Source organism: Nocardia carnea (assembly GCF_029868855.1).
GTDB classification, from domain to species: domain Bacteria; phylum Actinomycetota; class Actinomycetes; order Mycobacteriales; family Mycobacteriaceae; genus Nocardia; species Nocardia carnea_A.
On record NZ_JARWOV010000137.1, the window covers coordinates 15,730 to 39,748 of the forward strand.

Annotated in this window: 25 protein-coding genes; 11 read left to right on the plus strand and 14 right to left on the minus strand. The window is 68.0% G+C overall.

Translation table 11 applies throughout. The annotated features are described in order from the left end of the window. Positions 1-32: 32 nt before the first annotated feature. The 5 genes from QH195_RS13205 to QH195_RS13225 form a co-directional block, all read right to left on the minus strand. Entirely contained in the window at positions 33-1,331 is a 1,299-nt protein-coding gene (locus QH195_RS13205; RefSeq protein ID WP_280435579.1) for a D-alanyl-D-alanine carboxypeptidase family protein, read from the minus strand. 209 nt (positions 1,332-1,540) lie between these two features. Further along, complete coding sequence (locus tag QH195_RS13210; RefSeq protein ID WP_280420186.1) at positions 1,541-2,638, minus strand: adenosine deaminase; 1,098 nt, start codon at positions 2,636-2,638, stop codon at positions 1,541-1,543. A 245-nt stretch (positions 2,639-2,883) separates the two neighbouring features. Further along, entirely contained in the window at positions 2,884-4,182 is a 1,299-nt protein-coding gene (locus QH195_RS13215) for a thymidine phosphorylase (protein ID WP_280435580.1), read from the minus strand. Positions 4,183-4,531: 349 nt separating this feature from the next. Next, a complete protein-coding gene (locus tag QH195_RS13220) occupies positions 4,532-5,533 on the minus strand; it encodes an LLM class flavin-dependent oxidoreductase (protein ID WP_280420188.1) in 1,002 nt (333 codons plus the stop codon). Between the two features lie 97 nt (positions 5,534-5,630). Beyond that, positions 5,631-6,026, minus strand: coding sequence for a cytidine deaminase (locus QH195_RS13225; protein WP_280435581.1), 396 nt, complete (start codon positions 6,024-6,026; stop codon positions 5,631-5,633). 120 nt (positions 6,027-6,146) lie between these two features. On the opposite strand from QH195_RS13225, the gene QH195_RS13230 reads away from it, so the two are divergent. The 8 genes from QH195_RS13230 (at position 6,147) to QH195_RS13265 (ending at position 13,219) form a co-directional block, all read left to right on the plus strand. Next, positions 6,147-6,407 (plus strand): GreA/GreB family elongation factor, encoded by a 261-nt coding sequence (locus QH195_RS13230; RefSeq protein ID WP_062977320.1) that lies wholly within the window; start codon positions 6,147-6,149, stop codon positions 6,405-6,407. A 617-nt stretch (positions 6,408-7,024) separates the two neighbouring features. Beyond that, positions 7,025-7,423, plus strand: coding sequence for a succinate dehydrogenase, cytochrome b556 subunit (sdhC, locus tag QH195_RS13235; protein WP_280420190.1), 399 nt, complete (start codon positions 7,025-7,027; stop codon positions 7,421-7,423). A 3-nt stretch (positions 7,424-7,426) separates the two neighbouring features. Continuing rightward, the gene (locus tag QH195_RS13240) at positions 7,427-7,858 is read left to right on the plus strand and encodes a succinate dehydrogenase hydrophobic membrane anchor subunit (RefSeq protein WP_280420191.1); all 432 of its coding nucleotides are present in this window, start codon (positions 7,427-7,429) and stop codon (positions 7,856-7,858) included. Positions 7,859-7,873: 15 nt separating this feature from the next. Then, complete coding sequence (sdhA, locus tag QH195_RS13245; protein WP_280420192.1) at positions 7,874-9,703, plus strand: succinate dehydrogenase flavoprotein subunit; 1,830 nt, start codon at positions 7,874-7,876, stop codon at positions 9,701-9,703. Next, positions 9,703-10,476, plus strand: a complete 774-nt coding sequence (locus tag QH195_RS13250) for a succinate dehydrogenase iron-sulfur subunit (RefSeq protein WP_195055256.1) — start codon at positions 9,703-9,705, stop codon at positions 10,474-10,476. Before sdhA ends, QH195_RS13250 begins: the two co-directional genes overlap by 1 nt. 139 nt (positions 10,477-10,615) lie before the next feature. Then, the gene (locus tag QH195_RS13255; protein ID WP_280420193.1) at positions 10,616-11,533 is read left to right on the plus strand and encodes a metal ABC transporter substrate-binding protein; all 918 of its coding nucleotides are present in this window, start codon (positions 10,616-10,618) and stop codon (positions 11,531-11,533) included. Then, positions 11,530-12,264: a metal ABC transporter ATP-binding protein gene (locus QH195_RS13260; RefSeq protein WP_280435582.1), complete on the plus strand. Its 735-nt coding sequence runs from the start codon at positions 11,530-11,532 to the stop codon at positions 12,262-12,264. The genes QH195_RS13255 and QH195_RS13260 overlap by 4 nt, the downstream gene beginning before the upstream one ends. Before the next feature lie 46 nt (positions 12,265-12,310). Beyond that, on the plus strand, positions 12,311-13,219 hold the full coding sequence (locus QH195_RS13265) for a metal ABC transporter permease (RefSeq protein ID WP_280435583.1): 909 nt from the start codon (positions 12,311-12,313) through the stop codon (positions 13,217-13,219). Positions 13,220-13,390: 171 nt separating this feature from the next. Here the strand turns inward: QH195_RS13265 and QH195_RS13270 are convergent, their stop codons facing one another. The 7 genes from QH195_RS13270 to QH195_RS13300 form a co-directional block, all read right to left on the minus strand. After that, positions 13,391-14,074 (minus strand): JAB domain-containing protein, encoded by a 684-nt coding sequence (locus QH195_RS13270; RefSeq protein WP_280435584.1) that lies wholly within the window; start codon positions 14,072-14,074, stop codon positions 13,391-13,393. Between the two features lie 84 nt (positions 14,075-14,158). Then, positions 14,159-14,356 (minus strand): type II toxin-antitoxin system VapB family antitoxin, encoded by a 198-nt coding sequence (locus QH195_RS13275; RefSeq protein ID WP_280420197.1) that lies wholly within the window; start codon positions 14,354-14,356, stop codon positions 14,159-14,161. A 197-nt stretch (positions 14,357-14,553) separates the two neighbouring features. Next, entirely contained in the window at positions 14,554-15,807 is a 1,254-nt protein-coding gene (locus tag QH195_RS13280; RefSeq protein WP_280435585.1) for a primosomal protein, read from the minus strand. Positions 15,808-15,981: 174 nt separating this feature from the next. Continuing rightward, a complete protein-coding gene (locus QH195_RS13285) occupies positions 15,982-16,329 on the minus strand; it encodes a YbaB/EbfC family nucleoid-associated protein (protein ID WP_280435586.1) in 348 nt (115 codons plus the stop codon). Positions 16,330-16,396: 67 nt separating this feature from the next. After that, positions 16,397-16,747 carry a hypothetical protein gene (locus QH195_RS13290; protein WP_280420200.1) on the minus strand — a complete coding sequence of 117 codons (351 nt, stop codon included), beginning with the start codon at positions 16,745-16,747 and terminating at the stop codon, positions 16,397-16,399. A 64-nt stretch (positions 16,748-16,811) separates the two neighbouring features. Continuing rightward, positions 16,812-17,906 carry a C40 family peptidase gene (locus QH195_RS13295; RefSeq protein WP_280435587.1) on the minus strand — a complete coding sequence of 365 codons (1,095 nt, stop codon included), beginning with the start codon at positions 17,904-17,906 and terminating at the stop codon, positions 16,812-16,814. A 3-nt stretch (positions 17,907-17,909) separates the two neighbouring features. After that, positions 17,910-18,224, minus strand: a complete 315-nt coding sequence (locus QH195_RS13300; protein WP_280420202.1) for a type VII secretion target — start codon at positions 18,222-18,224, stop codon at positions 17,910-17,912. 151 nt (positions 18,225-18,375) lie between these two features. Here QH195_RS13300 and upp point away from each other — a divergent pair, with 151 nt between their 5' ends. Continuing rightward, a complete protein-coding gene (upp, locus tag QH195_RS13305) occupies positions 18,376-18,999 on the plus strand; it encodes a uracil phosphoribosyltransferase (protein ID WP_280420203.1) in 624 nt (207 codons plus the stop codon). 6 nt (positions 19,000-19,005) lie between these two features. Here the strand turns inward: upp and QH195_RS13310 are convergent, their stop codons facing one another. Together QH195_RS13310 and QH195_RS13315 are read right to left on the minus strand one after the other, a co-directional pair. Continuing rightward, positions 19,006-20,505, minus strand: a complete 1,500-nt coding sequence (locus tag QH195_RS13310; protein WP_280435588.1) for a phospho-sugar mutase — start codon at positions 20,503-20,505, stop codon at positions 19,006-19,008. Further along, entirely contained in the window at positions 20,505-21,284 is a 780-nt protein-coding gene (locus QH195_RS13315) for a purine-nucleoside phosphorylase (protein ID WP_280420205.1), read from the minus strand. The genes QH195_RS13310 and QH195_RS13315 overlap by 1 nt, the downstream gene beginning before the upstream one ends. A 108-nt stretch (positions 21,285-21,392) precedes the next feature. Here QH195_RS13315 and QH195_RS13320 point away from each other — a divergent pair, with 108 nt between their 5' ends. Together QH195_RS13320 and QH195_RS13325 are read left to right on the plus strand one after the other, a co-directional pair. Further along, a complete protein-coding gene (locus QH195_RS13320; protein WP_280420206.1) occupies positions 21,393-22,097 on the plus strand; it encodes an enoyl-CoA hydratase-related protein in 705 nt (234 codons plus the stop codon). 268 nt (positions 22,098-22,365) lie between these two features. Further along, complete coding sequence (locus tag QH195_RS13325) at positions 22,366-23,523, plus strand: M20 family metallopeptidase (protein ID WP_432278259.1); 1,158 nt, start codon at positions 22,366-22,368, stop codon at positions 23,521-23,523. Positions 23,524-24,019: the final 496 nt, after the last annotated feature.

Consider the following 24,019-nt stretch of genomic DNA (forward strand, 5'->3'; position numbering starts at 1 on the left):
ATTCCGCGAACAGTGCCCGGTGAACCGGCCTGTCAGCGCCGCCGGGTCCGGACGTGCCAGGTGCCGACCAGCAGGATCGGGACCAGGATCAGCCCGGCGACCATGAGCAGCATCCACAGCTCGTCGTATTCGTCACCCGCCGCGGGTTGCGCGGAATACGCGACATCACCGTTATCGGGTGGTACAGCCAAACCTGGCTCGCCGGCTACGGTTTCGGCCTCGTCGCCGGGGATATCGCCGATCCGTGCGGCGGGGTCCAGCGCGAAACCGTAGTCGAGCAGCCGGGCAGCCTGCTCCCAGGGGCGGATCGGCAGCACATCGGCCTGCAGCAGCGTGACAACGAGTCGGCGTCCGCCGCGTTCGGCCGCCGCCACGAAGGTCTGCCGGGCGTCGTCGGTGAAACCTGTTTTCCCGCCGAGTGCCCCGGGATAGTTGTAGAGCAGGCCGTTGTCGTTCGCGATCGGGAACCCTGGATGGTCCTGATCGCCGGGAATCGCCGGGTTCGGTGGATAGCCGGGAAAATCCAGCTGTTCGGTGCCGATCATCTGCGCGAACAGCGGGATCGACATGGCTTCGCGGAACAGCAGCGACAGATCGTAGGCCGATGTGCTCATCCCGGGCCCGTCCAGTCCGGACGGAGTTGCCGCGCGAGTGTCATAGGCGTGCAGGGATTTCGCGAGATCGTTCATCTTCGCGACCGCTGCCTCGTCGCCGCCGAGCTGGGCGGCGATCGCGTGCGCGGCATCGTTGCCCGACGCCATCACGAGGCCGTGCAGCAGCTGGCGGTTGGTATACCGGCCGCCCGGGCCGATCCCGACCCGCGTGCCCTCCACATCGGCATCGGCCTGGGTGCCGACGACGACCTCGTCCAGATCGAGCGTGCGCAAGGCGACGGTCGCCAGCAGTACCTTGATGGTGCTGGCCGGGCGGTACCGGCCGTGTGGATCCTTGGCGGCCAGCACCGCGCCGGTATCCAGATCGGAGACCATCCACGCGGTCGCGGAGATATCCGCCGGCGCCACCGGCGCACCCGCAGGCAGCACGACCCCGCATTCGCCGAGGCGTTTACCGCCGATCGGCGGGTCGGGCACCGGCAGCGCCGTGGGCGCGGACTCCCCGGGCTCGGGAACCTCGGAGGAGTCGATGGCCGGCGGCGGCTGCGTCTTCTGCGGGCAGCTGTCGGTTACCGGGGTCGCGAACGGGGTGGCGGGCGGTGGCGGCTGCGCTGTCGCGGAACCGACCAGGATCAGTGGTCCGGCCGCGAGTACCGCGGCGACGAGCACCGAGCCGAAACGGCGGGCGGTGCGCTGGTGGAGCTCGGTAGTGTACATCGGGGAAGAGCCTAGAAGGGTTTTTCGAGCAGCGAGACATCGGCAGAAGACTCGCCCACACCGAACCCGAACGTGCCCGGTGCCGACCTCCGGGTCGGCGAAGCACGTCAGGTTCCGGCCTCCTGCGGACCGGACGTAACCAGCGGTGGCGCCGAGTTCGGCGAGGCCCTGAACCCGCGGCGCCGCAGGCGCCGCCAAATAAACACAGCTCAACCCAGTAGCACCGCGTAGCCGGGTTTGATGATGTCGTCGATGATCCGCAGTCGCTCCGGGAACGGGATGAAAGCCGACTTCATCGCGTTGATGGTGAAGCGTTCGAGATCGCTCCAGCCGTAGCCGAAGGTCTGGTGCAGTTTCAGCATCTCCCGGCTCATGCTGGTATCGCTCATCAGCCGGTTGTCGGTGTTCACGGTGACCCGGAAACGCAGCCTGGCCAGCAGATCGAACGGATGCTTGTCCAGCGAGGGCACCGCCCCGGTCTGCACATTCGACGAGGGACACAGTTCGAGGGGTACCCGGGTATCGCGCACGTACTGGGCGAGCCGCCCCAGCCGGGCGTCGGCGATCTCGCCGGCTACCTCGATATCGTCGACGATCCGCACACCGTGCCCCAGCCGGTCGCAACCGCAGAACGCCAGTGCCTCGTGGATAGACGGCAAGCCGAACGCCTCACCCGCGTGAATGGTGAAGTGGGCGTTGTTCACCCGCATGTACTCGAACGCGTCCAGATGCCGGGTGGGCGGATATCCGGCCTCCGCGCCCGCGATATCGAAACCGCACACCCCGCGGTCCCGGAACCGCACCGCCAGCTCGGCGATCTCGCGCGAGCGGGCGGCATGCCGCATCGCGGTCAGCAGGCAGCGCACCACGATCGGATGTCCGGCCGCCGCGGCCGCCGCCTCCCCGGCGGCGAACCCGGCCAGGACGTGTTCGACCACCTCGTCGAGGGTGAGATCCTGCTCCAGATGCTGTTCCGGGGCGAACCGGACCTCCGCGTAGACCACACCGTCGTCCGCCAGATCCTCGGCGCATTCGCGGGCCACCCGATGCAGGCCCTCGGGGGTCTGCATCACCGCGACCGTGTGGGTGAACGTCTCCAGGTACCGTTCCAGCGAGCCGCTGTCGGCGGCCTCCCGGAACCACCGCGCCAACCCCTCGGCGTCGTCGGCGGGCAACTCCTCGTAGCCGCAGTCACGGGCGAGTTCGAGAACCGTCGCGGGCCGCAGACCTCCGTCGAGGTGATCGTGTAGTAGCGCCTTCGGCGCCTGGCGCAACGTGGCGAGGTCCAGCGGCATGGGTCCGGTCATGTATCGACGGTATCGCCGATTTCCGGGCCGGGCAGCCGTACGCTCCGAAAGGTCCTACCTCTTCGGCTGCCGCTCACCTCGAATTCCCAGGGTGGTCAGGCGGTCGTCACGGGGCTCCGCGACAGCCGGTCATACCACGCAACCGCAGTGCCGTGGGCCTGGCAGACGCCGCCGGATCGAGCCGGGCCGGTGTCGACAACTCCAGCCGTGGTCGGCGAAAGGGGACGTGCCCTCTGCCGGGGCCCTCAGCTCGGGCCGACCCGGTCCAGGATCAGGGGGCCACGGCCCTCGAGTTCCGGGGAGCGCGAGGCAATCGTGATCGCCCCGGTCAGCGCTTCGACAGCAGCGGGTAATACGTCCGGAGTGTCGGTGTGCAGCGTGAGCAGCGGCGAGCCTGCCGTCACCCGGTCTCCCACGGTCGCGTGCAGGCGGACGCCCGCGGCCGCTTGGACCGGATCGCCCTGCCGGGCTCGTCCGGCGCCCAGCCGCCACGCGGCGATCCCGACAGCGCGCGCGTCCAGGCCGGTCAGCGTGCCGGTTTCGGGCGCGGACAGGGTTTCGATGTGCTTCGCGACCGGCAACGGCGCCTCCGGGTCGCCGCCCTGGGCGCGGATCATGGAGCGCCAGTGGTCCATTGCGCGGCCGTCGGCGAGCGCCTGCGCCGGATCGGTGTCCAGCCCGGCCAGCGTGACCATCTCGTGGGCCAGTGCCAGCGTCAGTTCGACCACATCCGCCGGTCCGCCACCGGCCAGCACCTCCACCGCCTCGGCGACTTCGAGCGCGTTACCCGCGGTCCGGCCGAGCGGTGTATCCATGGCCGTCAGCAGCGCGACGGTGCGCACCCCGGCGTCGGCGCCCAGTTCGACCATGGTGGTGGCCAGGGTGTGCGCTTCGGCCCGGGTCGGCATGAAGGCGCCCGCGCCGACCTTCACATCCAATACCAGGGCGGCGGTGCCCTCGGCGATTTTCTTGCTCATGATCGAACTCGCGATCAGCGGTATCGATTCGACCGTGCCCGTGGTGTCCCGCAACGCGTACAGGCGTTTGTCGGCCGGTGCGAGATCGGCGCCGGCGGCACAGACCACCGCGCCGGCGGCCGGGTCGGAGAGGATCTCGCGCATCCGGTCCGGGCCGATATCGGCGCGCCAGCCCGGGATGGACTCCAGCTTGTCCAAGGTCCCGCCGGTGTAGCCAAGGCCGCGGCCCGACAGTTGTGGAACCGCTGCGCCACAGGCCGCCACCAGCGGCGCCAACGGCAGCGTGACCTTGTCGCCGACACCGCCGGTGGAGTGTTTGTCGACGGTGGGCCGCGGCAGATCGGTGAAATCCAGGCGGCGGCCCGAGTCGATCATCGCGCGGGTCCAGCGCGCTGTTTCGCGGCGGTTCATTCCGCGTAGCACGATGGCCATCGCCAGCGCCGACATCTGCTCGTCGGCCATCACCCCACGGGTGAAGGCGTTGACGGCCCAGTCGATCTGTTCGTCGGAGAGCTCGCCGCCGTCCCGTTTCGTCCGGATGATCGATATCGCGTCGTGTGCCGTCACGTCCTCAGTTTCGCAGTGTCCCGGTCGAAAAGCAGGCGACCACTCGCGACCACGTGGCGACTCACTTTCTGCTACGGGACGATCCAGCGCGGCCGGGACTGTGCCGTTCCGCGGGGCAGGCGGACGTCCCGTCCGGGGCCACTACACGCGCGGCGAGCGTGCGGGCGATATCGCCGGTAGAGCACCGCCCGCGGGACCGTTGTCGTGTAACCGGCTCCTCGAATCCGCCCGTCCTATCCGCCGCCGTGGACACGGCCGGCGAACCGCGCCGGGAGATCGTAGACATCTGGGCGCCTACGCCGTCGGCCGATCCGGCGCGGTACGTCGCGCCGTTGCGGGCCTGCGGCGCTCACTCCTGTAGTGCGCGCAGAGTTTCGAGGCGGTGCTGCACGGTCGGGCCGGTGGGCGCCACGATGATCTCGTCGGCCCCGGTCTCCTTGACCAATGTGTCGAGGCGATCCCGTACCTGCTCGCGGGTGCCGACGGCCTGGTCGGCGTTGCGGTCGTCGACGAAGGCGTTCTCGGCATCCGACCACGGGTGGGATTCGGCCTCTTCCAACGTCGGGATGCGCTGCGGCAGCTGACCGGTGCGCATCCGCAACTGCACCAGGCTCTGCGGCAGGGTCCGGCGGCGGGCTTCGGCTTCGGTATCGGCGACCACCGTCGCCACCGCCAGCATCGACCGCGGTTCGCTCAGCACCTCCGAGGGGCGGAACTCGCGCCGGTACAGCTCGAAGACGAGAGGAGTCGTGCGCCCGCCCGCGAAGTGGTGGGCGAAGGCGAACGGCAGACCCATCATGGCGGCGAGCCGGGCACTGAAATCACTGGAACCCAGCAGCCACATCTCGGGCGGGTCGCCCTCGCCCGGAATCGCCCGGATCCGGTCGCCCTGTCCGCCCCGGAGCGGCGGGATGGTGCCGAAATAGGCCAGCAGCTCCACCACCTGCTTGGGGAAGTCCTCCACGGCCTCGGCGGCGGCGCCGCGCCGGATGGTCGCCGAGATCAGCGGGTCCGTTCCCGCGGCCCGGCCCAGGCCGAGATCGATCCGGTCCCCGTACAGCGCGACCAGGGTGCCGAACTGTTCGGCCACGACCAGGGCCGCATGGTTGGGCAGCATCACCCCACCGGAGCCGACCCGGATCCGCTCGGTCGCCGCGGCTACGGCCGCGATCAGCACCGGCGGCGCCGAGCTCGCGATTCCCGGCATCCCGTGGTGCTCGGCCACCCAGAACCGCCGGAATCCCAGCCGTTCGGCTTCGCGGGCGACGGTGAGGGTATCGGCCAGCGCTTGCCGATGTGATCCGTCGGCGGCGACGGCGGCCAGATCGAGCACGGAGAGGGGAACAGTCATACCCGGACCAACCCGCGGCGTTGCGCGGAGATTCCGGTTCCGTCGAATCCGTGGCGCATCCGACGGTGTGGGGTCCCGACTCCGGGAACCGGGCCGATCAGGTACGACCGGCCGCGAGGTCGTCCGGCCCGAAGGCATCGCGCAGCAGGTCCCCGAGCGGGACCGGGCCGGCGGAATGATCGATCAGGAGTTGTCTGCCGCCGAATTCGTACAGCACCTGCCGGCAGCGACCGCAGGGCAGCAAGATCTCACCCCGCGAATCGCAGACCGATACCGCGAGCAGGCGAGACTCCGACCGGATGCGCTGATTGCCGACCAGTACGCATTCCGCGCACAGTCCCAGCCCATAGGACACGTTCTCCACGTTGCAGCCGATCGAGATCGTTTCCCCGTCCCACCCGGCCGCCCCCACCGGGAATCGGGAGTAGGGAGCGTAGGCCCTGCCCATCGCCGAAAAGGCCGCGGACCGCAGCCCTGCCCAGTCGATTTCCATACGTGCTCCCGCGGGTGTGTGGTCGAACTGTCGTGAACACTGAAACACGGCGCTCGGTTCGGAGATATGCAGGGTGCCGGGCCGTCCGGCCCGGTCTCGTGGTCGCCAGGAAGGTGCCGAATGACGCTTCCGAAGTTCCTCATCGTCATGGTGTATTCGAAATTGTTGTTGTCCAGGCTCAATGCGTTCGACGAGGTCGAGGTGCAGCTGGAGTACCAGATCGTGCCCGACTACGACGCCGATCCCGCGGTGGGTAGGTACCCGGAGAGCGCGCCGGCCAGTCAGGCGCTACTCGGGCATGTGACCGGCGATATCGTCGATACGGAGTTCAACTACGAAGCTGTGCGGTTGCGGGTGGAGGCGATCGGCGAGGGCGACTGAGCCGTCGCCGGTTACGAGTGGTTCTGCTGCGGCGCCGGGTGGGCGGTATGTCGCTCCGCCCGGCGCGTGGGCCGGTGTCAGGATTTCCGCGGATCTTTCGCCGGACATCCGAAACATCGGCTACTCTCGAGTAACTTGGCTCGCTCCACTGAGACATTTTGCACATTGCCCCGGCGCACGATGGCGACCTCGGCATTGAGAGCATTCGTCGCCGGCGGAAATCGGGCTCCGTTTGCGTGGAATCGTCCAGGTTTGTGAAAACCCTTGCCGGGCATTGGGTTACGGGAAAATTACCGGTTCCCGGGGTGTTCGGGGAGCAGGGTTGTCCGGGCGTGGGCCACCCGTCGCGTAACCCTTCAGCGACCTGACAAAGGCAACCCTAACCTGCCTGATATCGCCGCAACGCGCGGCACGCCGAATTAGTTCCCCCAATGTGAGGGGATTAGAGTCCAGAACAGATCGGTTACACGTTCGGCGGCGGCGAGCCCAGCGACCGCGGCCCCGGGATAGGGCCCTGTCACTCCCCGGCTGGTGCGTCACCGAATCCCGGCTCCACCGCACTCGGTGCCGGGATCTGTGACCGGGTCCATCAACGATGTTGGAGGCACCGAGACTCTATGGCCACGATAGAAGCTCCGGCTCAGCCGAAGCGCAAAACGCTGTACCGAGGCGACCCCGGTATGTGGTCCTGGGCCCTGCACCGGATCACCGGTGTCACGGTCTTCTTCTTCCTGTTCGTGCACGTCCTGGACACCGCGCTGGTCCGGGTCAGCCCCGAAATGTACGACGAGGCGATCGCGATCTACAAGACGCCGATCGTCGCGCTCATGGAAATGGGCCTGGTCTTCTGCGTGCTGTTCCACGCGCTCAACGGTGTGCGGGTCATTCTGGTGGACTTCTGGTCCCAGGGGCCGCGCTACCAGAAGCAGATGCTCTGGGGCATCATCGGCCTGCTGGTGGTGCTTCTGGTGCCCTCGATCGGTCGCATGTTCTACCTACTGTTGACGGAGCACTGAGCCATGACCGCACCTGTTCTCGGTAAATCCTACGATCGTCCGGCGAGCCTGGATCTGCCGCGCTCGGCCCGGGGCCGCACAAACGGCAACTTCGAGAAGTACGCGTGGCTGTTCATGCGTTTCTCCGGTGTCGCGCTGATCGTGCTGGTCCTCGGTCATATGGCGATCATGTTGCTGCTCGACGGCGGCGTGAAACGGTTGAACTTCGCGTTCGTGGCCGGTCGCTGGGCGAGCCCGTTCTGGCAGATCTGGGATCTGGCCATGCTGTGGCTGGCGCAGTTGCACGGCGGTAACGGTCTGCGCACCGTGATCGCGGACTACTCGCGCAAGGATTCGACCCGCTTCTGGCTGAACACGCTGCTGGTGCTGTCGATGATCCTGATCATGGGCGTGGGCACCTACGTCATCTTCACCTTCGACCCCAACATCAGTTAGGAACGGCCCCCTCGCATGAGTGAGCGCAGCGAACGAACCGACGCGGCAGCTGAGAGCAGCGAACGAAGCGGCACCGCAGTCGAGTCTCGGCCTGTTCAGGAGCACCGCTACGACGTCGTCATCGTCGGTGCGGGTGGCGCCGGTATGCGGGCGGCCATCGAGGCCGGCCCCCGGGCGCGGACCGCGGTGCTGACCAAGCTGTACCCCACCCGCAGCCATACCGGCGCGGCCCAGGGCGGTATGTGCGCGGCCCTGGCCAACGTCGAAGAGGACAACTGGGAGTGGCACACCTTCGATACGGTCAAGGGTGGCGACTACCTGGTCGACCAGGACGCGGCGGAGATCATGGCAAAAGAGGCCATCGACGCCGTGCTGGACCTGGAGAAGATGGGCCTGCCGTTCAACCGCACGCCCGAGGGCAAGATCGACCAGCGCCGGTTCGGCGGGCACACCCGTGACCACGGCAAGGCGCCGGTGCGGCGGGCCTGTTACGCGGCCGACCGTACCGGGCACATGATCCTGCAGACGCTGTACCAGAACTGCGTCAAGCACGACGTGGAGTTCTACAACGAGTTCTACGTGCTCGACCTGGTGATGACCGATACCGAACGGGGCCCGGTCGCCACCGGTGTAGTCGCCTACGAGCTGGCCACCGGCGAACTGCACGTGTTCCACGCCAAGTCGATCGTCTTCGCCACCGGCGGTTCCGGCCGGATGTACAAGACCACCTCCAACGCGCATACGCTCACCGGCGACGGTATGGCGATCGTGTTCCGCAAGGGCCTGCCGCTCGAGGATATGGAATTCCATCAGTTCCATCCGACGGGCCTGGCCGGCCTCGGCATCCTCATCTCCGAAGCCGTGCGCGGTGAGGGCGGCATCCTGCGCAACGTGGACGGCGAGCGGTTCATGGAACGCTACGCGCCCACCATCAAGGACCTCGCGCCCCGCGATATCGTCGCCCGCTCGATGGTGCTCGAGGTGCTCGAGGGCCGCGGCGCCGGACCGAACAAGGATTACGTCTACATCGACGTGACCCACCTCGGCGAGGACGTGCTCGAGGAGAAGCTGCCCGATATCACCGAGTTCGCCCGCACCTACCTGGGTGTGGACCCGGTGAAGGAACTGGTGCCGGTCTTCCCGACCTGTCACTACGTGATGGGCGGTATCCCCACCCGCATCCAGGGCGAGGTGCTGCGCAACAACACCGATATCGTTCCCGGCCTGTACGCCGCCGGTGAATGCGCCTGTGTCTCCGTACACGGCGCCAACCGGCTCGGCACCAACTCGCTGCTCGATATCAACGTGTTCGGCCGTCGCGCCGGTATCGCCGCCGCCGAATACGCCCAGCGCGCCGAATTCGTCGAGATGCCGGAGAACCCGGCGCAGATGGTGCAGGACTGGCTCTCGCTGATCCTGTCCGACCACGGCAACGAGCGGGTCGCCGATATCCGCACCGAACTGCAGCGGTCGATGGACAACAACGCCTCGGTGTTCCGCACCGAGGACACGCTCAAGCAGGCCCTCACCGATATCCACGCGCTCAAGGAGCGCTACGCCCGGATCACGGTGCAGGACAAGGGCAAACGCTACAACAGTGATCTGCTCGAGGCCCTGGAACTGGGCTTCCTGCTGGAGCTGGCCGAAGTCACGGTGGTCGGCGCGCTCAACCGCAAGGAGTCGCGTGGTGGTCACGCCCGCGAGGACTACCCGGACCGCGACGACGTGAACTTCATGCGGCACACAATGGCCTACAAGGAAGGCGCGGATCTCCTCTCGGATATCCGGCTGGACTTCAAGCCGGTGGTGCAGACCCGTTACGAGCCGATGGAGCGTAAGTACTGATGACCGCTGTAGCCGAGAAGCCCGCAGCCGCGAACCCGGCGCCGGTGCCCGAGGGCTCGACCATGATCACCGTCAAGGTGGCGCGGTTCAACCCGGAGGACGGACAGGGCCAGCACTGGGAGTCGTTCCAGGTGCCGGCGCTGCCGACCGACCGGTTCCTGAACATCCTCATCTACATCAAGTCCTACCTGGACGGCACGCTCACCTTCCGGCGCTCCTGCGCGCACGGTGTGTGCGGTTCGGACGCGATGCGGATCAACGGTGTGAACCGGCTGGCCTGCAAGGTCCTGATGAAGGACATGCTGCCGAAGAACGGTAAACCGGTCACCATCTCCGTCGAGCCGATCCGTGGCCTGCCGGTTGAGAAGGACCTGGTCGTGGATATGGAACCGTTCTTCGACGCGTTCCGGGCGGTGAAGCCCTACCTGATCACCTCCGGTAATGAGCCGACCTTCGAGCGGATCCAGAGCCAGGCCGACCGCGCCCGGTTCGACGACACCACCAAATGCATCCTGTGTGCCTGCTGCACCACCTCGTGCCCGGTGTATTGGCACGACGGCAGCTACTTCGGCCCGGCCGCGATCGTGAACGCGCACCGCTTCATCTTCGACAGCCGTGACGAGGGCGCCCGGGAGCGCCTCGACATCCTCAACGAGGTGGACGGGGTGTGGCGCTGCCGTACCACGTTCAACTGCACCGATGCCTGCCCGCGCGGTATCGAGGTCACCAAGGCGATCCAGGAAGTCAAGCGCGCGCTGCTGTTCGCACGCTGAGGCCACCGTTGCCTTCCGAACCGCCCCCGTGCCCGGCACGGGGGCGGTTTTGTTTTCCCGGCCGATTGGGTTTCGATACACGAACTTGATAATTCGGGTACCCGAACTTACCATTCTGACTGGAAGGCGGTGGTTCGGCATGCAGGTATTCCTCCGGCTCACCGCTGTGCTGGCAATCTGCGCGACAGCGGTCGTCCTCACCGCCTGCGAGACCTTCCATCTGCCACGCACCGGGAAACCGGTGGTGGTCACCACCTTCACCGTGCTGGCCGATATCGCGACCAATATCGCCGGTGAGCACCTCGAGGTGCAGTCGCTCACCAAACCGGGTTCGGAGATCCACGGCTACGAACCGACCCCCGGCGATATCAAACGCGCCGCCAAAGCCGATCTCATCCTGGACAACGGGATGAACCTGGAGGCCTGGTTCGGGCAGTTCGTCGCCGACCTCGACGCCGAACACGTCACCGTGAGCGCGGGAGTGGCCTCGGTGCCGATCACCTCCGACGCCTACGCGGGCAAACCCAACCCGCACGCCTGGATGTCCCCGCTCAACGTCCAGACCTATGTCGACAATATGGTGGCCGCCTTCACCCGCCTCGCACCCGAACACGGTGCCGTATTCCGCGCCAACGGGGACAACTACAAACTCCGGTTGCAACAGGTGTACGACGAACTCGTCGCCGAACTACGTGATCTGCCGCGGCGGCAGCGTGCCCTGGTCACCTGCGAGGGCGCGTTCTCCTATCTGGCACGCGACGCGGGCCTGTCGGAGGCCTATATCTGGCCGGTCAACGCCGAACAACAGGCCACACCGCAGCAGATCACCCGGGTTATCGAATACGTCCGCGACAATCGGGTGCCCGCGGTGTTCTGTGAATCCACCGTCTCCGACGCGCCGATGCGGCGGGTCGTCGAGGCCACCGGTGCGCGGTTCGGCGGTGTCCTCTATGTGGATTCGCTGTCGGCGGCCGACGGTCCGGTGCCGACCTATCTGGACCTGATCCGCCACGATGCCGAAACCATCGCCGCCGCACTCACCGGGAGCCGGTCATGACAAACCCCGCGATCGACGTCGACGGCGTCACCGTCTACTACGGCGAGGTGCAGGCGCTCGACGATGTCCGGCTGGCGGTGGACCAGGGCCGGGTATGCGCCCTGATCGGGATGAATGGTTCCGGTAAATCGACGCTGTTCAAAACGCTGATGGGCATGATCGTCCCGGACCGCGGGACTGTACGTATCGCCGGAGAGAAACCGGCGGCGGCACGCCGCTCCGGATTGCTCGGCTATGTACCGCAGAGCGAAGCGGTGGACTGGTCGTTCCCGCTGTCGGTCCGCGATGTGGTGACCACCGGCCGCTACGGCCGAATGGGTTTCACCCGGCGCGCGAGCCGCGCCGACCGGGCCGCGGTGGACGAGGCGCTGGAACGCGTCGAGCTGACCGAGCTCGCGGATCGGCAGATCGGCCGGCTCTCCGGGGGCCAGCGCAAACGCGCCTTCGTGGCGCGGGGGATCGCGCAGTCCGCCCGGATCCTGCTGCTCGACGAACCGTTCGCCGGTGTGGACAAACGCTCCGAGGCGACGATCACCGGGTTGCTGCGCGAACTGGCCGCCGACGGGGCGACAGTCCTGATCTCCACCCACGATCTGCACGCCCTGCCCGGACTCGCCGACGAGGCGGCGCTGCTCATGCGCCGGGTGCTGGTGCACGGCAGCACCGAGGAGGCCCTGCGCCCGGAAAACCTCGCGCTGGCCTTCGGACTCGATGTGCTGGAACAACGTTGACTGCCGCCGCGGCCGGCGGCCTTCCCGGAGCAATCAGGTGAGTGTCATGGATCTGGTCGAATTCCTGCTCGAACCGCTGCGCTACGCCTTCATGGTGCGAGCCCTGATCACGAGCCTGGTCGCCGCGGTCGTCTGCGGTCTGCTCTCGTGCTGGCTGGTGCTCGTCGGCTGGTCCCTCATGGGCGACGCCGTCTCGCACGCCGTGCTGCCCGGGGTGGTGCTGGCCTATATCGCCGGAGTTCCGTTCGCCGTCGGGGCGATTGTCTTCGGATTCCTGGCCGTGGCACTGATCGGCCTGGTCCGCGATACCACCCGGGTGAAAGAAGACGCCGCCATCGGCATCGTGTTCACCACTCTGTTCGCCTTCGGCCTGGTACTGATCTCGGTGACCCCCAGCGATACCGACCTCAACCACATCATCTTCGGCAATATCCTCGGTGTCGGGCCGGACGAGTTGCTGCAGATCGCCGTCCTGGCCGCATTCGTCTTCGTGGTCCTCGTCCTCAAGCGACGCGATTTCACGCTGTACGCCTTCGACCCCGTCCACGCGTACGCGATCGGCCTGAACCCCCGCGTTCTGGGCGCCACGCTGCTCGGTCTGCTCGCGGTGACCGCGGTCGTGGCGCTGCAGGCCGTCGGGGTGGTTCTGGTGGTGGCGATGCTGATCATCCCCGGCGCCACCGCCTATCTGCTCACCGATCGGTTCGGCCGGATGCTCATGCTGGCCCCGGCCATCTCGGTGATCTGTGCCGTCACCGGCCTCTACGTCAGCTACTACGCCGATACCGCGCCCGGGGCGACCATGGTTCTCGCGCAGGGTGCGGTGTTCACCGCGGTCTATCTGTTCGCCCCCAGGCAGGGACTCGTCGGGTCCCGTCTGGTCGCCGCGCGGCGGCGCGCCCGCGACCGCAGTACGCCGACGATCGCCGAGGACGCATCCGGTCTACCTGGTTGAACGCGGGCGCTCCATCGCTGGGCGCGGGGTTCGGCGAGCAGTGACGGCCCCACGCACCGACCCGTACCGCGCCTGGCCTTCGGCTGAATCGGGAACTCGACCGTCAGAGCGAGCCGTGGCGGTCATATGGCGACTACGACCGTAAGCGGCGGCGCGCACGTCATTCGCCGATCACAGGTCCGGCTCTTCGAGGGGCGCGGCGCGGCGCCACTCTTCGCCGGCGAGCACCACATGGTCCAGGAAACGCAGTCCGACGGTTCGTGCGGCTACGGCGAGCACGCTGCTGGCGCGTCTGTCGTCCAGACTGGGGGAGGGGTCGCCGGAGGGGTGATTGTGCGCGAGAGCGAAGGCGCGACCGTCGTGGCGCAGCACAGTGTTGAGGATTTCGCGCACCGGTACCGCGACCTCGTCGATAGCGCCCTCGGCCACGAAAACCGACCGACGCAGCCGGTTGCGCGCATCGCAGACCAGGACCAGCAGGCGCTCCACCCGGGCTCCGGCGAACAACGGCCGGGCGGTGAGTACCACATCTTCTGCGCGCAACAGCGGTGCCGCGGGTGCCGCGCCGGGGCGGGCGCGGGCGGCGAGTTGGAAGGCGGCGATGATGGCCGCGGCCTTGGCGGTGCCCACGCCGCCCTGGCGGGCCAGTTCCTCGGGCCGCGCCGAGGACAATCCGGCCACACCGCCGAATTCGGCGAGGAGGGTGAGGGCCAGCTCCACCGCGCTGGCCCCGCGGGTGCCCTGGCCGAGCAGCAGTGCCAGCAGTTCACCGTCGCTCAGTGCCTGCGGGCCCAGTGCGTACAGCCGCTCACGTGGACGCTGGGCGACGGGCAGATCGGTGATCGGTACCGACATGATTCCCCCTCCGGACTCCGTATGCCCGGATCATGCCAGCGAGTACCGACAGTTTCGCGGTGGCCGGATGCGCCGCCCGGGCCGTCAGCCGTCGACGATCGCGGGCTGCGGCGATCGGTTCAGCGCCGACGCGGCCAGCCGCTCGAAATGCCGGAGCTGGCGTTCGTGGACCACTATCCGGCGCAGCGCCTCGTGAATCGTGGCCTTGTCGGTCCCCGTGCCCATGATTGCGCCGGCGGCCGCCAGCAGATCCTGATCCAGATCGATCCGCACTGTCGGCATGCGTCCTCCTTCGTACATCTGCCCTGCTGCCGCGGTGCGGCCGTCCCCGTCCGGAAGGCACCGGCCGGGGCTGCGCGACGACAAACACCGCTGGCCAGACAGTTTGCCCAGTCCGGGGCGGTTTATCGACCGAATGATCCGGCGTGTGTCCACATCGAGACCTACCGGTCCGCAAAACGGGCGCCGACCGAGCCGGTTCAGCGCGGCGTCAGCCTGGATTCGAAATTGCGTTCCAGCTCACGCCAGGCCCGGGCCTCGGCGTCGAAAGGCGGATTGGGCGCCATCCGGGTCGGGTCCGGGTTCAGCAGATAGGAGACGTACCAACCGAGCGGAGTCGACTTCGCGAGCGCCTGTTCCACCGCGTCGTCCTCGGCGTAATCGGCGGCGTCGGTGAACAACTCCAGCACCAGATCCAGCTGTTCGGTATCCACCGCCTCGGGTCCTTCGGCCAGATCATCGGCCAGGCCCGGCAGGACGTAAACGTTCTCGTCGGTGACCTCGACCTCCAGCGATCCGTCCACCGCGGCGGTCTGCACCTCGGCGAAGGTACTCACCCGGGCCAGATCGTGTTCGTGATCATCGGCGAGGTAGCGGGCCAGGGCGCGTTCGCTTCCGAATACGGAAATGGAGTTCTTGGCCCCGAGGAAAATCGGCTCGTCATCGAGATAGCAGCGCAGCGTGAAGTATTCCGAATCGGAGGTCACGATCTTGACCGGGTCGATCCCGACCTCCTCCCAGAACGTGAGGTCTTCGTCTTCGTCCTCGTCGTCGTCGGCGTTCAGATCGACCGGTTCGATATCGCTGTCGTCGTCGGTATCGGCGACATCGTCGGCGTCGACCTCGTTCTCCTCGGCGGCCAGCAATTCCGCCTCGGCCAAGGCCACCGCTTCGGCGTCCACGGACGGGACATGCACCACCGAATCGATCGAATCCAGCACATCGTCCCAGCTCTTGGCCACTGCGGCGCCGATCTGATCCCACAGTTCCAGGCCTTCGCGGCCCGTGAACATGCTGGTGCCACCGGCCAGCGCGCCGAGCGCCGGATGCGTGCCGAAGAACTTCGTCACCGTCTCCAGTTCGCAGACCTCGCCGATATTGCGGACCATGGCCAACGTGTCCTCGAGCTCGGCCACGGTATCCACATCCGGATCACCGGCGGCCAGTTCCGGCACTCCGACCAGATCGAACGAGTAGTTGTCCTCGGGCTCCAGCTCCGCGGCCGATAGGCCGGCGACAACCTTCCAGGCCGGGTGGTCGACCAGATCGTTATCGGAATCGGTCCGGATGAAGGCCGCCAGTTCGGCCACGGATTCGAAGCCGTACAGGACGTCCTCATGTCCTAGGAACGCTTCCCACTCGTCATCCCCGTCACGCCAGCGCGGTGCCCAGAGGGTGACGAGATCGCCGTCGGTCAGACCGAGCTCGATCGGGACGATGTCTCCAGAAGCCATACGCGGAAGCCTAATAGGTAGAGCAGGGCCGAGCCCACCCCTGGGCCGACCACAGCCGGAGCGGAAGGTGAACGTACCCCGTGCGGTGCACGACCGGAGCATACGCCGCGGACCGCCCCAGGGCACCGTGCCCTTGTCACGAAACCTGGGAAACCAGGCCGCGACCGGCCGTGATCAGGCGTTACCGGGATGTCCTCCGGCAGGAGGAGCATCCGCCTGTGCAGCCGGAGCGAACGATTCGTTCAGCGCGGCAACGACCTCCGAACGCCGGCCACCGGCATCCTCGGCGGCCTGGCGGCAGGCCGCGAGAATCAACTGCGCGGTTTCGGCGGGTGGGAGCGAGGTGACGCCCTCGGCGAGCCGCAAATCCACCAGTGCGCCGTCACTGTCGATCTCCGCGCTCACGAGCCCGTCCTCGGTGGTGAACCGGCCCCGGATCTGTTTCAGTTCGTACAGCGCCGCTTCGAGCGCCTCCAGCTTTTGGGTGGCCCCGGCGACCAGGGCGTCCATTTCCGCGCTCATGCTCCATCCCTCCTGAATGCCCGCGCCGGCGCGCCGAGGTGTCGCGCAACCGGCAGTTCGCGGCAGTTCATACCGGCCGCATCCAGCTCGTGGGCCCGGTGTCGGCGTCGTCCATCCGGTCCAGTTCGTCGACCGCCTGCTGCCGGGTCGGCAGCCCCAGCTGGTCCAGGATCTCCGCCGGCATTCCGTTCTCGGCCAGCAGTTCCCGGCGTTTCGCCTTCGCCGCGATCGTCGAGCGTCTGGTCAGTCGCAGGATCTCGTCGGCGAGCGCCTGTGCGCCGTAACGGTATTCGCTGCGCTCGAATTTGATTTCCACCGGCATACCCTGATCGGTGGCTCGCACCGACAAGGTGCCGGAACGATTCCTGCTCCCGGCCACGGTGACGTTCGGTATCTCGGGAACCTGCTGCTCACTCATACTTCTGTCCAGTCGTCAGTATCGGATATCCGCCTACCACGGGGCAGGCCGGCGTGCGGCCGACTCATTCCGTCGGCCGGTAGAACCCGTAGAACTCCATTCCGCTGTTCTCGGTGCGGATGGAACCGACCTGTACCGGATCGCCGGCCTCGACGAGCTGGCCGTTGCCGATCACCATGGCCACATGGCCGTCCCAGATCGCCAGATCCCCGGGCATCAGATCGCCGGGGGAGACGGGGGTGGCGCCGTTGGCCTGCTCGTGGGCGAGGCGCGGAATCTCCACCCCGGCTTCGCCGTAGGCGTATTTCGTCAGACCGCTGCAGTCCAGACCGGCGCCCGGCGTATTGCCGCCCCATACATACGGGGTACCGACGCAGCCGAGAGCGGACTTCACCGCGGTGGCCGCCTTCTCGTTCGGAGCCTCCACGACACTGCCGTCGGGCAGCGTGACCTTGACACCCTCACCGGATGCCGTGCCCGTGGAGCTTGTCGTCTTGCTCGGGGTGCCGGCGCTGGTCGTCGTGGTGCTGCCGGTGGAGCTCGACATCGCGGTGCTCATCATCGTGCCGGCCGCCCCGGCGACACTGCTGAGGCCCGAGGTCACCGTGGAGATCGCCTGGCCGGTCACGGGTGAGGTGCTCGCGGCCGACGGAGTGGGCGGCGGTGGGGCGAGTTCGTTCATGGAGGCGGTATGGGTCTGCAGATCGTTCTGCACCCGGCCCACGACACCCAGCGCCTGCCCCAGATGGTCGATCGCGGACCCGACCAGCAATGTCAATCCGGCCGGGGTACCCAGCGTCGGGGCCATGGCGGTGGCGTTGTTCACGAACGATTGCGCGATGGCGGTGAGATCCTTGTTGCCGGTTTCGATATGGGCCGCCGCCTGACCCATCACCGTGGCCATCTCGTTGCCGCGGTCGGAGATACTCGCGGCCGAGGTCTGCACCCGCAGTGCCTTGGAGGTCGCGGCGTCGGCACCGGTACCGTCCCATGCGGTGTTCATCAGATTGATGCCCGTGCGGCCGAGTGAATGCACCTGATCGATCGCCGTGGACGCGGCCCGCAGCGAATCACCCGGGCCACCGGTGCCGAGCACACCGGTGCCGAAACTGGCGAGGAGATCGAGGATCGGTTTGGCCAGTGCGCTGATATCGATCACCGGTCACTCCCCGGCGACACCGCGCAGGGCGGCCGCATTGCTGGTGTCGGCCTCGGCGTAACTCACGGCGGCCACACCCGCCGCCCCGCTCATCGTGCCCAGTACGGCGGACAATTGGCCGATCGTCGCGAGGTGGCCCGCGTGTGCGGCGGCATAGGCTGCGAGGAAATCGCCACCGACCAGACCGAAGATCGGCCCCAGAATCGCGGGCGCGGCACCCGATGCACCGGCCCCTGCCGCCGCGAGCTCGGAGGCCATCACCCCGGCGGTGGTGCCGTAGGCCGCGATGCCCTCGGCATCGGCTGAGATGTTCACCATCAGAGGTTCCCCCATCGACTTCGTTAACGGGCAGAGTATGTCATCTACCGGATTCGACGCACCGGCTTCCCGCTCGGTTCCACCGAAAATCGAAACCGGAAAATCCCCGGCGCGACGGCGGCGCGCGCGGATTCGACCTTATCGTTCCTTCATGCGTACGCACACCCTCGACCATCCGCTCGTGGCCATCCTGCTGACCACGCTCCGCGACGAACGCACGCCCGATTCCGTCTTCCGGACCGCACTGCGCGACCTGTCCCGGCTGCTGGTCTACGAGGCGCTGCGCGATGCGCCGATCGAGAACTACGACATCAACACTCCGGTCGCCGCCACCCGAGGCGCGCGCCTGGCGCGGCCGCCGCTGCTGGTGCCCGTGCTGCGGGCCGGGCTGGGCATGGTGGATGCGGCCACGAATCTGATCCCGGAATCGAAAGTGGGATTCGTCGGGGTCGCCCGGGACGAACGGACGCACCGGCCCGTGCCGTATCTGGAATCGCTGCCCGCGGATCTGTCCACGACACCGGTCATGGTGCTGGATCCGATGCTGGCGACCGGTGGCTCCATGGTGCATACGCTGAAGCTGCTGGTCGGGCGTGGGGCCACGGATATCACCGCGGTGTGTGTGGTCTCGGCACCGGAGGGTATCGCCGCGCTGGCCGGTTCGGGCCTGCCCGTCCGGTTGGTGACCGCGGTTATCGATGACCGGCTCGACGACGATGCGTTCATCGTGCCCGGGCTGGGAGATGCCGGCGACCGGCAGTTCGGCCCGCGGTGAGCGCGCTCAGCCGGCCAGCGTCCGGCAAAACGCGGCGGCTACCGAAAGGCGTTGCCGCGCAGATTCTCTCGCGGTGGGCAGATCGTCCGGGCCGGAAACCGGCTGCACCACCTCCAGATAGCATTTGAGTTTCGGTTCGGTCCCCGAGGGCCGCACTACCAGTCGCAGGCCGTCACCGGTGAACAGCAGTGCGTCCGTGCGCATCCGGCCGCGCAGCTGAGCCATATCGGTGTAATCGACCGCGGTACCGGCGAGTTCACGCGGTGGCGTCGTACGCAGCGTGTTCACCACCGCCGCCGCGGCCCGCTGATCCGGCAGGCGCAGCGAGACCTGGTCGCCGGCGTGCACACCGAAGCGGATTGCGTAATCGTCGAGTTCGTCGACCAGTGTGCGACCCCGGGCACGCAGCCGCGCCCCCAGATCAGCGGCCAGCACCGCGGCGGAGATACCGTCCTTGTCCCGCACCGCCGCCGGGTCCACACAGTGACCCAGCGCCTCCTCGTACGCGTACACCAGGCCCTCGCCTGCCCGGGCCAGCCATTTGAAGCCGGTGAGGGTTTCGGCGTAACGGGCGCCGCGCTCGGCGGCCAGCCGGGAGAGCAACCGCGACGAGACGATCGTGGTCGCCACCAGCGCATCCGGCGGGGCGGTGCGCAGCACATCGTCGGCCAGCAGCACACCGGTTTCGTCGCCGCGCAGCATGCGCCAGCCTTCGGGTGTGGGCACACCGAGCGCGCAGCGGTCCGCGTCGGGGTCGAGGGCGATGGCCAGGTCCGCATCCACGCGCTCGGCGAGCTGCAACAGCAGATCGGCGGCACCGGGTTCCTCGGGATTCGGGAACGCGACCGTGGGGAAATCGGGATCGGGGGTGAACTGTTCGGCCACCGCGTGGACATCGGTGAACCCGGCGGCGGTGAGCGCCTGCACCGCCGTGGCGCCGCCCACCCCGTGCAGCGGGGTGAGCGCGATCCGGATCCCCGCGCGTTCGCCCGGGCCGCCGATGAGTTGCGGCAGTTGGGCGATCCGCGCGAGATAACGGGAATACAGGGCGGCGTCCGAGACCTCCACCGGGGTACGCGGGATCGGTTCGGTCACCGCCGCGATCCGCTGCTCGATCTCGGTATCGGCGGGGGCGAGCAGCTGCGTGCCGCCGTCGACGTACACCTTGTAGCCGTTGTCGGCGGGCGGGTTGTGCGAGGCGGTGATCTGTACGCCGGCCACCGCGCCGAGCGCGCGGACGGCGAACGCGGTCACCGGGGTCGGCCACGGTTCGGGCAGCCGGACCACCGGGAATCCGGCCGCGGCCAGCACCTCGGCGGTCACCTCGGCGAACTCCGCCGACCCGTGCCGGGCGTCACGGCCCACCACCACTCGCCCGCCGCCCAGGCAGCGGTTCCGAAGCCACGCCGCGAGACCCGCGGTCGCCCGGGCGACGGTGGTCTCGTTCATCCGGTCCGGGCCCGGTCCCAGTGGACCCCGCAATCCCGCGGTGCCGAAGGTGAGCACTACAACTGCTCCAGCAGCCCACGCAGCAGTTTGCCCAGCCGGGGCGCGGCGGCCTGTCCTTCGGCCAGCACCTCGGCATGGGCCAGCGGCGCCCCGGTGACGCCGGCCGCCAGGTTGGTGACCAGTGAGATCCCGAGCAGCCGGGCGCCGAGTGCGCGTGCCGCGATGGCCTCGAGCACCGTGGACATTCCCACCAGGTCGGCGCCGATAGTGGCCAGCATGCGGATTTCCGCCGGGGTCTCGTACTGCGGTCCGGTGAGCCCGGCGTACACGCCGTCGGTGAGATCGGGATCGATCCGGCGGGCGAGTTGGCGCAGTCCGGGATCCCAGGCATCGACCATGTCGACGAACGTGGGGCCGGTGAGTGCGGTCGTGCCGGTGAGGTTGATGTGGTCGCGCACCAGCACCGCCTCCCCGACCCGCAGGCCCGGACGGATACCACCGGCGGCGTTGGTCAGGATCACCGTTTCCGCCCCCGCCGCGACCGCGGCCCGCACCGGATGCACCACTTCGGCCGGTGTATACCCCTCGTAGAGATGCTGGCGACCCATGAGCACCAAGGCGTCGGTGTCACCGACCGATACCGACAGCACCCGGCCGATATGACCCTGTGCGGTCGGCGCGGCGAACCCCGGTAACTCCGGCATGGGTATTTCGGCGCCGGGCGTCCCGAGTTCGGCGGCGGCGTCCTGCCACCCCGAACCCAGCACCACCGCGACCCGGTGCCGGGCCACGGAGGTCCGGACAGCGATTTCCTGGGCAGCCTCTTCGGCAAGCATGGCGGTCAGTGTATGGCCTCCGGGCGCCGCGGGCCGGTGTCATACCGGATGCCGCGGCCGCTGCCGACCGCTGTGGGAGCCGGGAAGTCCTGCCGATACGCTGCATGTATGCCGTACCTGGAACGCGAGGGGAACGTTTTCGTATTGTCGCTGGGCAACGAGGGCCAGACCGACAGCGAGAACCGTTTCAGCCACGAGTGGCTCGACGAGACGCACGCTCTGCTGGACACCGTGGAAGCGAGTGCGGGGCCCACCGCCCTGGTCACCACGGCCACCGGAAAATTCTTCAGCAACGGACTCGACACCGACTGGCTGTTCGCCAACCTCGACCGGATGCACGGGTACCTCGATCGCGTCCACGGCCTGTTCAGCCGGATCCTGGCCTTCCCGCTGCCCACCCTGGCCGCAGTGAACGGGCATGCGTTCGGCGCCGGTGCCATGCTGGCGAGTTCGCACGATTTCCGAGTCATGCGTGCCGATCGCGGTTTCTGGTGCCTGCCCGAGGTGCATCTCGGGATGCCGTTCACGATCGGGATGAACGCGCTGGTCACGGGTCGGCTGACCAACCAGGTCGCGCTCACCGCGATGACCACCGGACACCGATACGGCGGTCCGGAGGCACTCGCGGCCGGTATCGTCGACGAGACCGCCGACGGTGCCGGCCTGCGCGCCGCCGCGGTCGACCGGGCCGCCGCGCTGGCGGCCAACCGGACCGCCAGCCTGCCGGCGATCAAACGATCCCTGCACGCGGCCACGCTGACCGCCCTGGCGGTCCCGACCACCCCGGACAACCTGGAATTCGCCAAGAGTTAGCATCCGGGTATCCGTTTCGTTGTCACTGTTCCGGTGGTCACACCCGGGACGTCGCCGGGCGCGGATCCGGCCGTGGTGGGAAACTGGAGGTGACGGCCGTTCCTCGGGGGACGAGTGGAACCGCCGCCCGTACCGCGACGCAGGTCGCGGGCGATATGTGTTACGGGCCGATCCCGGCACGCGGAGATGGTTCGCAGCTGCTCGTTCTACGACAGGAGGATATTCGGTGAGCACATCCGGCCGTTCGGTGCGCGACGGACAGGACGCGGTGACGGCGTGGCTGGCCGAGCACACGGTCGATCTCGTGCAGTGGCGACGGCATCTGCACGCGAACCCGGAGCTTTCCCGCACCGAGTTCGCCACCACCGAATTCGTCGGCACCTGGCTGACCAAGGCCGGCCTGTCGTTCCGGGTGCTGCCCAGCGGTACGGGCCTGATCTGCGATATCGGCCCGGAGAACGCCCCCCGGATCGCTTTGCGCGCCGATATGGACGCGCTGCCGCTTCAGGAGTTCACCGGCCGGGATTTCGCCTCCACGGTTCCCGGCGTCTCCCATGCCTGCGGCCACGATGCGCACACCGCCATCCTGCTCGGTACCGCACTGGCCCTGGCCGACGCGGATCTGCCGGTGGGGGTCAGGTTGATCTTCCAGCATGCCGAGGAAGTGATGCCCGGCGGCGCCCTGGATATGGTCGCCGAAGGCGCCGTGGGCGATGTGGACCGCATCTTCGCCCTGCACTGCGACCCCCGGCTCGAGGTGGGTCGCGTGGGTATCCGGGTCGGGGCGATCACCTCCGCGGCCGACACCGTGGAGCTGGTGCTGGACTCGCCCGGCGGGCATACCTCCCGGCCCCACCTGACCAGTGACCTGGTCTACGCCATCGGCACCGTCATCACCGGCCTGCCCGGCCTGCTCAGCCGGCGGATCGACCCCCGCACCAGCACGGTGATGGTCTGGGGTGCTGTGAGTGCCGGCAAAGCCCCCAACGCGATACCGCAGACCGGCATGCTCACCGGCACCGTCCGCACCGGCGACCATGCCACCTGGTCACTGCTGGAGCCACTGGTGCGCGAGATAGTCGACGGCCTCCTCGCCCCGACCGGGGTGCGATACCAGCTCGACTACCGGCGCGGTGTACCGCCCGTGGTGAACGACGAACAGTCGGTGCGGATGCTCAGCAACGCGGTCCGCGGGATCGGCCCGGACGCGCTCGCCGACACCCCGCAGTCCGGCGGCGGCGAGGATTTCTCCTGGTACCTGGAAGAAGTACCGGGGGCGATGGCCCGGCTCGGCGTCTGGTCCGGTACGGGCCCCCAGCTGGACCTGCACCAGTCCACCTTCGATATCGACGAACGCGCCCTCGAGATCGGCGTCCGAACCTTCACCAACCTGGTTCTCCAAGCCGGCCCCGAACTCGCCGTCTGACCTGCGCGGACCTGCCGCCACAGGACTCGCGGACCTGCCACCGCGGGATGGTGGCCCAATTCGTAGCCGGGACCGGACCTCTCCACCGACGCGCCGAGTTCAGGCCGCCATGGAGAGCGCCCGCCCCATGCGGACGTATCCGGTAGCACCACCGTGCCGAGCGCGGCAAGAGTATGTCCGGCGCCGGATCGAGCGTGATCGGCAGCGCCGCCGAGCTGGGTAGCCACCCATATCACGTCCGTCGGCCGACCGAACGTCACCAACAGTGGTGCCGAGTTCAGCGAGGCCCTGAGAGGTTTTGGCCCGTCCCTGCTTTCCGTGCTCGATGCGAGGCGGCGCAGCCGCGAGTGTCGAGCACGGAAAGCAGGGACCTCAGGGGGCCGAAACCCGCGGGGGCGCAGGGGCCGCCAAAAAAAACACCGCAGCGGGATGTGTTTTCCCGGGCGCCGGTGGGGGGGGTGGGGGGTGGGCGGGGGGGGTAGTTTTACCCGGGGGG

Coding starts and splice junctions, on each gene's coding strand:
- QH195_RS13205 (WP_280435579.1), bottom strand. CDS start 1,331: ATGTACACTACCGAGCTCCACCAGCGCACCGCCCGCCGTTTCGGCTCG.
- QH195_RS13210 (WP_280420186.1), bottom strand. CDS start 2,638: ATGACCGGACCCATGCCGCTGGACCTCGCCACGTTGCGCCAGGCGCCG.
- QH195_RS13220 (WP_280420188.1), bottom strand. CDS start 5,533: ATGACTGTTCCCCTCTCCGTGCTCGATCTGGCCGCCGTCGCCGCCGAC.
- QH195_RS13225 (WP_280435581.1), bottom strand. CDS start 6,026: ATGGAAATCGACTGGGCAGGGCTGCGGTCCGCGGCCTTTTCGGCGATG.
- QH195_RS13230 (WP_062977320.1), top strand. CDS start 6,147: ATGACGCTTCCGAAGTTCCTCATCGTCATGGTGTATTCGAAATTGTTG.
- sdhC (WP_280420190.1), top strand. CDS start 7,025: ATGGCCACGATAGAAGCTCCGGCTCAGCCGAAGCGCAAAACGCTGTAC.
- QH195_RS13240 (WP_280420191.1), top strand. CDS start 7,427: ATGACCGCACCTGTTCTCGGTAAATCCTACGATCGTCCGGCGAGCCTG.
- sdhA (WP_280420192.1), top strand. CDS start 7,874: ATGAGTGAGCGCAGCGAACGAACCGACGCGGCAGCTGAGAGCAGCGAA.
- QH195_RS13250 (WP_195055256.1), top strand. CDS start 9,703: ATGACCGCTGTAGCCGAGAAGCCCGCAGCCGCGAACCCGGCGCCGGTG.
- QH195_RS13255 (WP_280420193.1), top strand. CDS start 10,616: ATGCAGGTATTCCTCCGGCTCACCGCTGTGCTGGCAATCTGCGCGACA.
- QH195_RS13260 (WP_280435582.1), top strand. CDS start 11,530: ATGACAAACCCCGCGATCGACGTCGACGGCGTCACCGTCTACTACGGC.
- QH195_RS13265 (WP_280435583.1), top strand. CDS start 12,311: ATGGATCTGGTCGAATTCCTGCTCGAACCGCTGCGCTACGCCTTCATG.
- QH195_RS13270 (WP_280435584.1), bottom strand. CDS start 14,074: ATGTCGGTACCGATCACCGATCTGCCCGTCGCCCAGCGTCCACGTGAG.
- QH195_RS13275 (WP_280420197.1), bottom strand. CDS start 14,356: ATGCCGACAGTGCGGATCGATCTGGATCAGGATCTGCTGGCGGCCGCC.
- QH195_RS13280 (WP_280435585.1), bottom strand. CDS start 15,807: ATGGCTTCTGGAGACATCGTCCCGATCGAGCTCGGTCTGACCGACGGC.
- QH195_RS13285 (WP_280435586.1), bottom strand. CDS start 16,329: ATGAGCGCGGAAATGGACGCCCTGGTCGCCGGGGCCACCCAAAAGCTG.
- QH195_RS13290 (WP_280420200.1), bottom strand. CDS start 16,747: ATGAGTGAGCAGCAGGTTCCCGAGATACCGAACGTCACCGTGGCCGGG.
- QH195_RS13300 (WP_280420202.1), bottom strand. CDS start 18,224: ATGGTGAACATCTCAGCCGATGCCGAGGGCATCGCGGCCTACGGCACC.
- upp (WP_280420203.1), top strand. CDS start 18,376: ATGCGTACGCACACCCTCGACCATCCGCTCGTGGCCATCCTGCTGACC.
- QH195_RS13315 (WP_280420205.1), bottom strand. CDS start 21,284: ATGCTTGCCGAAGAGGCTGCCCAGGAAATCGCTGTCCGGACCTCCGTG.
- QH195_RS13320 (WP_280420206.1), top strand. CDS start 21,393: ATGCCGTACCTGGAACGCGAGGGGAACGTTTTCGTATTGTCGCTGGGC.